General features: G+C 38.3%; 9 protein-coding genes. 8 read left to right on the top strand and 1 reads right to left on the bottom strand.

Annotated features, from left to right (window positions below; all coding sequences use genetic code 11):
- The first annotated feature begins 340 nt into the window (after window positions 1-340).
- A complete protein-coding gene (locus ACQKIM_RS18600; RefSeq protein WP_427546654.1) occupies window positions 341-2,704 on the top strand; it encodes a penicillin acylase family protein in 2,364 nt (787 codons plus the stop codon).
- A gap of 372 nt (window positions 2,705-3,076) precedes the next feature.
- On the opposite strand, the gene ACQKIM_RS18595 is transcribed toward ACQKIM_RS18600, so the two are convergent.
- The gene (locus ACQKIM_RS18595; protein ID WP_427546651.1) at window positions 3,077-3,304 is read right to left on the bottom strand and encodes a hypothetical protein; all 228 of its coding nucleotides are present in this window, start codon (window positions 3,302-3,304) and stop codon (window positions 3,077-3,079) included.
- Between the two features lie 294 nt (window positions 3,305-3,598).
- Here ACQKIM_RS18595 and ACQKIM_RS18590 point away from each other — a divergent pair, with 294 nt between their 5' ends.
- The 7 genes from ACQKIM_RS18590 (at window position 3,599) to ACQKIM_RS18560 (ending at window position 9,542) form a co-directional block, all read left to right on the top strand.
- Window positions 3,599-3,973 carry an ArsR/SmtB family transcription factor gene (locus ACQKIM_RS18590; protein WP_427546648.1) on the top strand — a complete coding sequence of 125 codons (375 nt, stop codon included), beginning with the start codon at window positions 3,599-3,601 and terminating at the stop codon, window positions 3,971-3,973.
- On the top strand, window positions 3,951-6,077 hold the full coding sequence (locus tag ACQKIM_RS18585) for a heavy metal translocating P-type ATPase (protein ID WP_427546645.1): 2,127 nt from the start codon (window positions 3,951-3,953) through the stop codon (window positions 6,075-6,077). Before ACQKIM_RS18590 ends, ACQKIM_RS18585 begins: the two co-directional genes overlap by 23 nt.
- A 170-nt stretch (window positions 6,078-6,247) precedes the next feature.
- Window positions 6,248-6,547, top strand: coding sequence for a late competence development ComFB family protein (locus ACQKIM_RS18580; protein ID WP_427546656.1), 300 nt, complete (start codon window positions 6,248-6,250; stop codon window positions 6,545-6,547).
- Between the two features lie 197 nt (window positions 6,548-6,744).
- On the top strand, window positions 6,745-7,161 hold the full coding sequence (gene mntR / locus ACQKIM_RS18575) for a transcriptional regulator MntR (protein WP_283869818.1): 417 nt from the start codon (window positions 6,745-6,747) through the stop codon (window positions 7,159-7,161).
- Between the two features lie 42 nt (window positions 7,162-7,203).
- A complete protein-coding gene (locus ACQKIM_RS18570) occupies window positions 7,204-8,061 on the top strand; it encodes a CvfB family protein (RefSeq protein WP_427546642.1) in 858 nt (285 codons plus the stop codon).
- 171 nt (window positions 8,062-8,232) lie between these two features.
- Window positions 8,233-9,147 (top strand): DUF1002 domain-containing protein, encoded by a 915-nt coding sequence (locus tag ACQKIM_RS18565; protein WP_427546639.1) that lies wholly within the window; start codon window positions 8,233-8,235, stop codon window positions 9,145-9,147.
- A gap of 113 nt (window positions 9,148-9,260) precedes the next feature.
- Window positions 9,261-9,542 (top strand): GNAT family N-acetyltransferase, encoded by a 282-nt coding sequence (locus ACQKIM_RS18560; RefSeq protein ID WP_427546636.1) that lies wholly within the window; start codon window positions 9,261-9,263, stop codon window positions 9,540-9,542.
- Window positions 9,543-10,176 lie beyond the last annotated feature (634 nt).

Raw genomic sequence — 10,176 nt, 5'->3', positions numbered from 1 at the left:
GATAGCGAGACAGACGAGACCCTGCACGGAGCGTCAGCGCAGGAAGCGGCTCGTCGCTCGCCCACAGGAAAGCGAGTAGCCTGGAACGGAAATCATCTTCATTTGAATTAGTAGTATTCACAAAGAGTTCCTTGACCATTTAGTTTTTCAACACTATGAAAAATCGTATTTTCCATTAGGGAAAATACGAATTTTTTTTAACATTCCTCAGTAGTATGGATGATTCATATTATTTATACTGTTCATGTTCTATAAATCGCTAAATTTCGCTAATTATTTTACATTTAAGAGGATTTGGTAAGCAAAAACCAGAATATATTGCAAAGAAGGGGGTTGGCATATGAGAAAGTTTACATGGAAAAAGTGGCTGCTTGCTATTGTTGGTTTTTTAGCAGTAGTTGCGATTGCGTTATTTATCGGCTTTACATGGTTTATGAATAAATCGAAGCCAGTAATCGATGGGGAGCTTGCGGTAAATGTGTTGGAGCAGGATGTAAGCGTCACAAGGGATGACAAAGGGGTTCCTCATATTTTTGCTCAGACAGATGCAGATTTGTATCGTGCACAGGGCTATGTACAGGCGCAGGATCGGCTGTTTCAGATGGATTTAGCTCGTAGACAGGCAAGTGGTCGCTTGTCTGAAATAATTGGAGAGGCAACCATTAATTCAGATAAGCATTTTCGAACGTTTAGTTTACGAGATGCGGCTGAAAAATCATTATCTGCCTATGATGCAGAGAGCAAGCAGGTGCTTGAATGGTTTGCAGAGGGTGTAAATGCTTTTATTGCAGAGGCAAAAGAAAAAAATACATTAAGCTATGAATTTGCATTATTAGGCTATGAACCAGAGGATTGGTCTGTTGAAGACTCTATAACAATAGGAAAATATATGGCCTATGATTTAGGCGGTAATTGGAACGCACTTGCCTTCCGTCATTGGGCTTTACAAAACTTTGGTGAAGACAAAGCGAAAGAATTATTTATTAAATATCCTGAAAATGCGTCATCTATAATTGAAGCCAATAAGGAAAACCCAGTCGCAGTAGCAGGACAATTCCAAGTTGATTTATTGCCAAACGAATTTAATGGCAGTAATAACTGGGTAGTATCAGGCGAGAAAACAGCATCAGGCACACCCATTTTAGCAGATGATCCACATCTAGGCTTAAGCACACCGTCTATTTGGTATCAAATGCACTTACAATCAGCTGAGCAAAATGTTAGCGGCGTAATTTTTGCAGGAATTCCAGGCATTATTTTAGGACATAACGATGATATTGCATGGGGAGTTACTAACGTTGGACCCGATGTACAGGATTTATATATCGAAATACCGAATCCAGATAATCCAACTCAATTTCGCTATGATGGCAAGTGGGAGCAAGCCGAGGTACGTGATGAATCAATCAAGGTGAAGGATGGAGAAATAGTTGATTTTGATGTTGTTGTTACAAGACATGGTCCCATTATGACTAATTTAGCGTTTAAGGATACGGAGCCGACAGCACAATTTGCCATGCAGTGGACGGCACTTCAGCCAACTGCAGAGCTAAGTGCAATATTGGGCTTTAATAAGGCGAAATCGTGGAATGAATTTGAAAAAGCGTTAGAGGATTTCAAAGCACCCGCTCAAAATTTCGTATTCGCTTCAAAGGATGGTACGATTGCTTATAAAGCCAATGGTCAAATACCAATTCGTACGCAGGGTGATGGACAGCTGCCAGTTCCGGGTGATTCCAGTGACTATGGCTGGGAGGGCTTTATCCCATGGGATGAGCTACCGACTGTAGTCAATCCAAAAGAAGGCTTTATCGCGACAGCAAATAATGAAGTCATTGGAGAAGAATATCCTTACCATATAACAGACTTTTGGGCACAGCCTTATCGTTTTGAGCGAATTAAGGAAGTGTTAGCAGCAAATGATTCTATAACAGTCGAAGATATGATGCAGCTACAAATGGATCAGCAGAATCTATATGCACGCGAGTTTTTACCAAATTTATTAACATCAATTAAATCAAAAGATCACGATGGAAAGTACGCAGATATTATTAAATTGTTAGAAGAATGGGATATGATAGACGCTAAAGAATCAGGTGCTCCACTAGTCTTCCATACATTGATGGTAAAGCTTCAGGAGGTATTATTTAAAGATCAGATGCCTGAAGATATGTATAAATTAATGTCTGGGAAGTTTAATATTACTGATCAGCTTTTACGTTCAGCATATGCAGGAGATAAGAGCATTTGGATGGAAGAGCAAGGTGGTGTAGATACAACAATTTATAAGGCATTCGAACTTACCGTAGCGCAATTGGAAGATCAATTCGGTCAAAATGTATCGAAGTGGCAATGGGGTGACTTCCATCAGCTTACTTTTGATCATACTTTAGGCAGTGCTTCACCGATTCTTGCAGCATATTTTAATGCTAAAAAAGTTCCTATTGGCGGCTCCAAGGTAACTGTTCAAGCTGCCGATAATGATGCGGCAGGAAATGTAGATCATGGTGCATCATGGCGTTTTGTTGTAGATGCGGGAGATTTAAGCTCAGCCTATCATATCGTTGGTCCAGGTCAAAGTGGGCATGTGAAATCCGATTGGTATCAAGATCAAGTAATGGATTGGGCAAATGGAGATTATCATCAAACATTTGTGAGAAAAGAAGATATTAAGGGAACAACATTACTATTAAAAGCAAAATAAACAAAAATCAGCGTACAAATATGTGCGCTGATTTTTCATAGTGTTGAAAAATTAAATAGTCAAGGGACTTTTTGTGAATATTTAGTTAAAATGAAGGTGATTTCCGTTCCAGGCTACTCGCTTTCCAGTGGGCGAGCGACGAGCCGCTTCCTGCGCTGACGCTCCGTGCAGGGTCTCGTCTGTCTCGCTATCCCACAGGAGTCGAGTAGCCTTGCACTCCAATCAGCAATAGTATAGAACTTTAAATATTTTCTTCCCTCAAAAGAAAAGTAAAGTAAAAGCATGTTACTCACCATCATTAAATGGATAGAATATTGGTACAAATTCTACAGCTATTAACCTACATTTTATGCGTAAAACTACTTTGTCACTTTACATAAAGTACTCCTCTGTTTTCGCATAGAAAAATGTTATCAAAGCTCCATTTTTGCACAATATAATGATGGCTAAGACTTCAAATTTATCACTATATATTTGTGTGAATTGCCAGAAGAAAATACGATGAGCAATGGTTGATTGGAGTGTAGACTGAGTGACTCCTCGGGGATTCAGCGTCACAGATGAGACCCTGGAGCGAGCAACGCGAGTGTAGCGGCTCATCGGATGCCCCCAGGAAAGCACTCAGTCGGAACGGAGATCAACCCCTCGTTTTGAAAAAGGGCTATACTTTTTGATTTGTCACCTTGATTTCATTGACATAATAGTATTTCAACAACATGAAAAATCAGCGTACAAATATGTGCGCTGATTTTTGTTTATTTCGTAAGTGTATGATTAAAATTTTTTTATGGAAATAATGATATAAATCCTATACATTCAAATAATAGTTTGAATAAGATGGAATATAATGTTATAGTGAGAACAATCAAACCAACATTTGAATGAGGTGAGGAAATGCCAAAAGAAGTATGTGAAGTGACACTGGTTCATGAAGAAGCGGTCATAAAGGTGCAAAATCAAATGCCTGATTTATCAGGAGTAGCAAAATTTTTGAAAGCATTATCCGATGAAACAAGATTAAAAATTGCTTTTGCCTTAACGGTGGAGGATGAATTATGTGTGTGTGATGTAGCTTCGATTATTGGTTCATCTGTAGCGACAGCATCCCACCATTTACGATATTTAAAAGAAAATAATTTAGCGAGATCACATCGTAAAGGGAAGCAAATGTACTACTCTTTAGAGGATGAGCATGTGTATCAAATTGTAACAATTGCCTATGAACATGCGAAAGAGGGGAAAGCTAATGACAGCAACGACACCAAGTAAACAAGAATATAGACTACAAAACTTATCATGTGCTAGCTGTGCAGCGAAATTTGAAAAAAACGTAAAAGCTATTCCAAAAGTACAAGATGCACAAGTTAACTTCGGTGCTTCTAAAATAACAGTTATTGGAGATATTAGTGTTGATCAAATTGAAGAGGCTGGTGCTTTTGATGGCATAAAGGTTTCACAATCTCCAACTAGATCTCTGGAAAAATCAATACCCTTTTATCGAAAAACGGAAAATATATTAGCTGGAATATCATTATTATTTGTAGTGCTTGGTTATATTTTTGGAGCATGGCGTGGTGAAACAGACCCACTACCGATTGGAATGTTTATTATTGCGATTCTAGTTGGGGGTATGGGGATTTTTAAAACAGGCTTCCGCAATTTAGTTCGATTTGAATTTGATATGAAAACACTTATGACTATTGCGGTTATAGGCGCAGCCGTTATTGGTGAATGGGAAGAAGCGGCTGTTGTTGTTTTTTTATTTGCAGTAAGTGAAGCATTGGAAGCTTATTCGATGGATAAAGCACGTCAATCTATTCGACAGCTGATGGATATAGCACCGCCAACAGCAACGATAAAGAGAGCACATGGAGAACATTTTCATGAGATGGAGCTGCCAACAGAGCAAATTGAAATTGGAGATATTTTAATCGTTAAGCCAGGTCAAAAGATTGCGATGGATGGCATCGTTATTAACGGATTATCTGCTGTAAATCAAGCGGCGATAACAGGCGAATCGATTCCAGTTAATAAAACAATTGATGATGAAGTATTTGCGGGAACGTTAAATGAAGAGGGAGCACTAGAGATACGTGTAACGAAGCGAGTGGAGGATACAACCATTGCCAAAATCATTCATCTCGTTGAAGAGGCACAAGCAGAGAAGGCACCCTCACAGCAGTTCGTTGATCGATTTGCCAAATATTACACTCCAGCGATAATGATAGTTGCATTACTTGTAGCAGTTATTCCACCTCTTTTTGTGGGGGATTGGCAGCATTGGATTTATCAAGGCTTAGCAGTTCTGGTGGTTGGTTGTCCATGTGCACTTGTTGTTTCTACACCAGTAGCAATCGTTACAGCCATAGGAAATGCTGCTCGACAAGGCGTTCTTATTAAGGGTGGCATACATTTAGAGCAGTTAGGTCATATTGAAGCGGTAGCTTTTGATAAAACAGGTACCCTTACAAAAGGTCAACCTGCTGTAACAGATATCTATACAGCAGGGGAACTTTCTCAGGATTACGTTTTACAGCTAGTAGCCGCTGTTGAAAAACAATCACAGCATCCATTAGCTAAAGCAATTTTAAAGAAATTACATGATGTAAATTTAACAGAGCTGATCCCTGTTGATTTCCAATCTGTTACAGGTAAGGGTGCTTATGCAACGGTTGATAATCAGATTATCTATGTCGGCAGCTTAAAATGGATTGCAACGTTAGCAGTAGTTAATGAAAAAATAACGGAACAGGTTAAGGAATTACAAAAGCAGGGTAAAACAGTAGTAGCGGCTGTTAGTAATGATCAATTTATTGGCATGATTGGAATCGCAGATCAATTACGACATGAAAGTAAAGATGTGTTGAGTAAATTAAGTACGCTTAAAGTGAAGCATACAGTAATGCTGACAGGTGATGCAGAACCTACTGCTCAAGCAATTGCGACCTCTCTAAATATGACAGATGTGCGCGCAAGCTTATTACCAGCTGATAAGTTGATGGCCATTAAAGACTTACGTACGGAATTTGGTGCAGTAGCAATGGTAGGTGATGGGGTTAATGATGCCCCTGCCCTAGCCTCTGCTAATGTCGGTATTGCGATGGGTGGTGCCGGCACGGATGCGGCTCTAGAAACTGCTGATATTGCGTTAATGGGTGATGACCTAACGAAGCTTCCTTATACAATTGGTTTAAGCAGAAAAACATTACGTATTATTAAAGAGAACATTATATTTGCCCTAGCCTTAAAATTAATAGCGCTGTTACTCGTCATTCCTGGATGGTTAACCCTGTGGATTGCCATTTTCGCAGATATGGGTGCAACATTATTAGTTGTTTTTAATTCATTACGATTAATTAAAACAAAAAAGTAGTAAATATGATTTAAAGTGTTGAGGTTATATAGGAAATTCATCTTACTGAGGTACTAGTAATTTTGTTGATATAGATGCTACTAGGGATTCTTGAAAAAGCCCGCTAATAACGCTATTATAATTTCAGGAACAATGTAACAATTAAACATAAATGAGGCGAAAGTTTGAATATGTCAGATCCTATTTTAGTAAATGTTACAGAGGAAATTGTGCGTGGTTTAGTTAGCTTCCTATTACGAGGACCAGAATATCAAACATTTTGTAAATGTGAAATGTGTGAACTTGACACAGTAGCACTAACATTAAATGCATTGCCTAGTAAGTATGTTACATCTATGGAATCCCGAGATGAAGCATTTAGAGTCATGAATACACCTGAAAATATCGAACGTATTAACAGAGAAATTATTCATGCATTACATGTGGTCAATAAGCATCCTCGACATAAAGTAGAGCCCACTTCTATCTGAAGCAGGCTCTTTTTATGTTATATATAGAAGTTTGAAATACCAGTGGATGACCTGAGTTACTCCTTTTAATACAACTTAAGGAGATACAATTTGTGTTATACATGTAGCGATTTTCTGGCATATGTATTTTCAGTTAACTTTTAAGGTAAGCTTGTAGTAAACTAGAGAGTAAGAATAGGAAAGAGAGGGAATAAGATATGCCAACACCTAGTATGGAGGACCATATCGAACAAATATATCTATTAATCGCTCATAAAGGATATGCTCGTGTGTCTGACATTGCTGAAGCATTATCTGTTCTTCCTTCTTCTGTTACAAAAATGGTTCAAAAATTAGATAAAGATGGTTATTTAGTTTACGAAAAATACCGTGGTCTTACATTGACAGCCAAAGGAGAAAAGCTTGGAAAACGTCTCGTACAGCGCCATGAACTTCTAGAGCAATTTTTGCGAATCATTGGTGTAGATGAAGAGCGTATTTATGATGATGTAGAAGGAATCGAGCATCATTTAAGTTGGAACTCAATTGACCGCATTGCAGATCTTGTGCAGGTAATGGAAGAAAACCCAGACATTGCGAAAAAATTAGAGGCTTCTAGGACACACAATTTATAAAATTTTTTGCGAAAATGATGGTGTGAAGGAAAGGAAGACAATATGAACGAATTAAAATCAGGTGAAGTTGTTACGTTAACGATACTAGAGCAACAAGCATCGAGATGGATTTTAACAAATGGAGTTAAAGAACTGCCTTTAAATGCTTCAGAGGTAACAGAGCCACTTGCTGTAGGTGATCACCTTGAAGTATTTTTATTTGTAGATCGCCGTGGTGAATTAGCTGCAACAACAGCCATCCCATCTTTTGTACAGGGCGAGTATGGCTGGGCTCGTGTCCTGAAAGTGGTGGAGCGTGAGGGAGCTTATGTAGATATCGGTACTTCACGGGAAGTGCTAGTAAAGGCTGAGGATATGCCTGCATTAAAAGAGCTTTGGCCAATACCAGGAGATCATTTATTTATGACATTACGTACTGATCGCAATGGTGACTTATTTGGTCGTTTAGCAACAGAAGAAAAAATTTCTGAGCTATATGAAGGTGCATTTGAAGAGATGCATAATAAAAACATTACAGCACGCCCTTATCGATTGCTGCCAGTCGGTTCGTTTTTACTAGGTGTAGATAATCCTTACCGTATTTTTGTTCATGAATCAGAGCGTAATACAGAGCCGCGACTTGGACAAGACGTAGTTGTACGAATAATTGATGTAAAAGAGGATGGTTCCTTAAATGGCTCACTTTTACCGCGTAAGCATGAACGTATTTCAGATGATGCACAACGAATTTTAAATTATCTAAAAGAGGTTGGAGGCAGAATGCCGTTTGGCGATAAATCCTCTCCAGAAGAGATTCAGGAAATGTTTAATATGAGTAAAGGTGCTTTTAAACGTGCATTAGGTACACTAATGAAAGCAGGCAGGGTAAAACAGGAGGATGGCTGGACAGAAGAAATGTAACGCTTTGTTCCAAATGTAAGATATGGTGAACAGTTGCCATACGTACGTAGTAAAGAAGAAATGACGAGAGATCCCATTGAAACCTTCTCGTCTTTTTTTCGTACTAATTATTGTATAATGACATACATTATACAGGCCAAATGAGTTTTTGAGCGAAAGGGGTCGCACAAATTGAAAAAAGCATGGATGAAAATACTAGCAGCAACTATGTTAGTATTTGGAGTGATGGCACCAGCAACAGGCTTTGCTGCCGATAATACGCCTCCCAAAGCAATTGATGAAAAACTAGGCGTTCCAATTGTTGTATACGGTGCAAATTTATCTGAAGATGAAAAAGAGTCCGTTAAAAAATCTTTGAAGGTGAAAGAAGAGCCTGAAATTGAAGAAATTACAGTATCAGGCGAAGATTTAGTTAAATACATTAAAGATAGTAATTCAAGTTCTCGTATGTATTCCTCTGCAAAAATTACACGTAAAGATGCAGGAAAAGGCTTGGTCATTGAGATTGTTACGCCATCCAATATTACACAGGTTACGGCAGAAATGTATGCCAATGCAATGCTGACAGCAGGTATTGAAGATGCTATTGTACAGGTGGCTGCACCAAAAGCAGTAACTGGGCATTCAGCGCTTGTAGGAATTTATAAAGCTTATGAAGTTACAACAGGTGAAACACTTGACATTGATCGTACAGATGTAGCGAATGAGGAACTCTCAGTGGCTACTACCCTTGCAAAGTCGGCAGGAGTTGATGATGCTAAGGTTGCAGAGCTGCTTACAGAAATTAAAAAGGACATTGCGGAATTAAAGCCAGCAACTCGAGAAGATGTAGAAAAAATTGTGCAAGAGCAGTTAAACAAACTGGATATCAATTTAAGTGAAAAAGATCGACAATTACTTGTTGATTTAATGGATAAAATTAGTAAGCTAGATATTGATTTTAGTAAATGGTCTGAACAATTAGATGATATTAGTAATACCATTAAGGAGAAATTCGGGTCACTTATGGAAGATGAAGGCTTCTGGACGAGTGTGAAAAATTTCTTTGCCAATTTAAAAGATACGATTTCATCATGGTTTAATTAAGAAATAAAGAAATCTGCTAATTTTTTATATATTGATGTCACGGAAACTCCTAATTGCTATCTTTGAAAAAATAGAAACAGCTATGATACTATTGATAAAAGGAGTGGTGAGAAATGGAATTCCAATTACAGCAATTGGCAGGAAACCAGCTTGCTTACATCTATGAGCAAGAAGGGGAAAAGTTAGCGGAAATTACATGGCAGCAAAACGGGCAAGTAATGGTCATGGATCACACCTATGTATCGGATAAGCTCCGCGGTCAGGGTGTCGCTAAGGAACTATTAGATCAAGCGGCAGCATATGCTCGTGAACATGATTATAAAATGGAAGCTGTGTGCTCTTATGTAGTAGCAGCCTTTAAAAAATCAAGCGCTTATGATGATGTAAAACGATAAAAAATAGGGCAATCTGCTTAAAAGATAAGCGGATTGCCTTTTAACTTTTTATCATGCAACTCCCTACAATTGAATAACACTATAGATTAATACTGTCAAGAGACCTGCGCCACCTATTAATGAAGCCATATCTATCCAATCATATACTAAGTCTAAATCCTTCATGTCATCACTCTCCTAATAATGGTATTAATTCATTAATTCCCTTAGCTTGTCTTTTATAATCATAAATAGTTACAAAAATATCCTCGTGTCAAAATATTACGTTTTATCTTGATTCAGCAAATCTTTACTGTGCGAAAGCGTAGCGACAGCAACAAATCTTTATTGTGCGAAAGCGTAGCGACAGCAACAAATCTTTATTGTGCGAAAGCGTAGCGACAGCAACAAATCTTTATTGTGCGAAAGCGTAGCAACAGCAACAAATCTTTATTGTGCGAAAGCGTAGCGACAGCAACAAATCTTTATTGTGCGAAAGCATAGCGACAGCAACAAATATTTATTGTGCGAAAGCGTAGCGACAGCAACAAATGTTTTTGTACCGAAAGCAAATCGTCAGGGCTGGAGCATAATGGATATAAAAATTGGTAGGAGAATAATATATTTTTGAAGTTAAGACATACTATAAAGTAAG

This window comes from Lysinibacillus sp. NPDC047702 (genome assembly GCF_050272555.1).
Lineage (GTDB): Bacteria > Bacillota > Bacilli > Bacillales_A > Planococcaceae > Lysinibacillus.
Note: the sequence above shows the minus strand (reverse complement) of the source record. Positions and strands in the feature narration are given on the sequence as shown.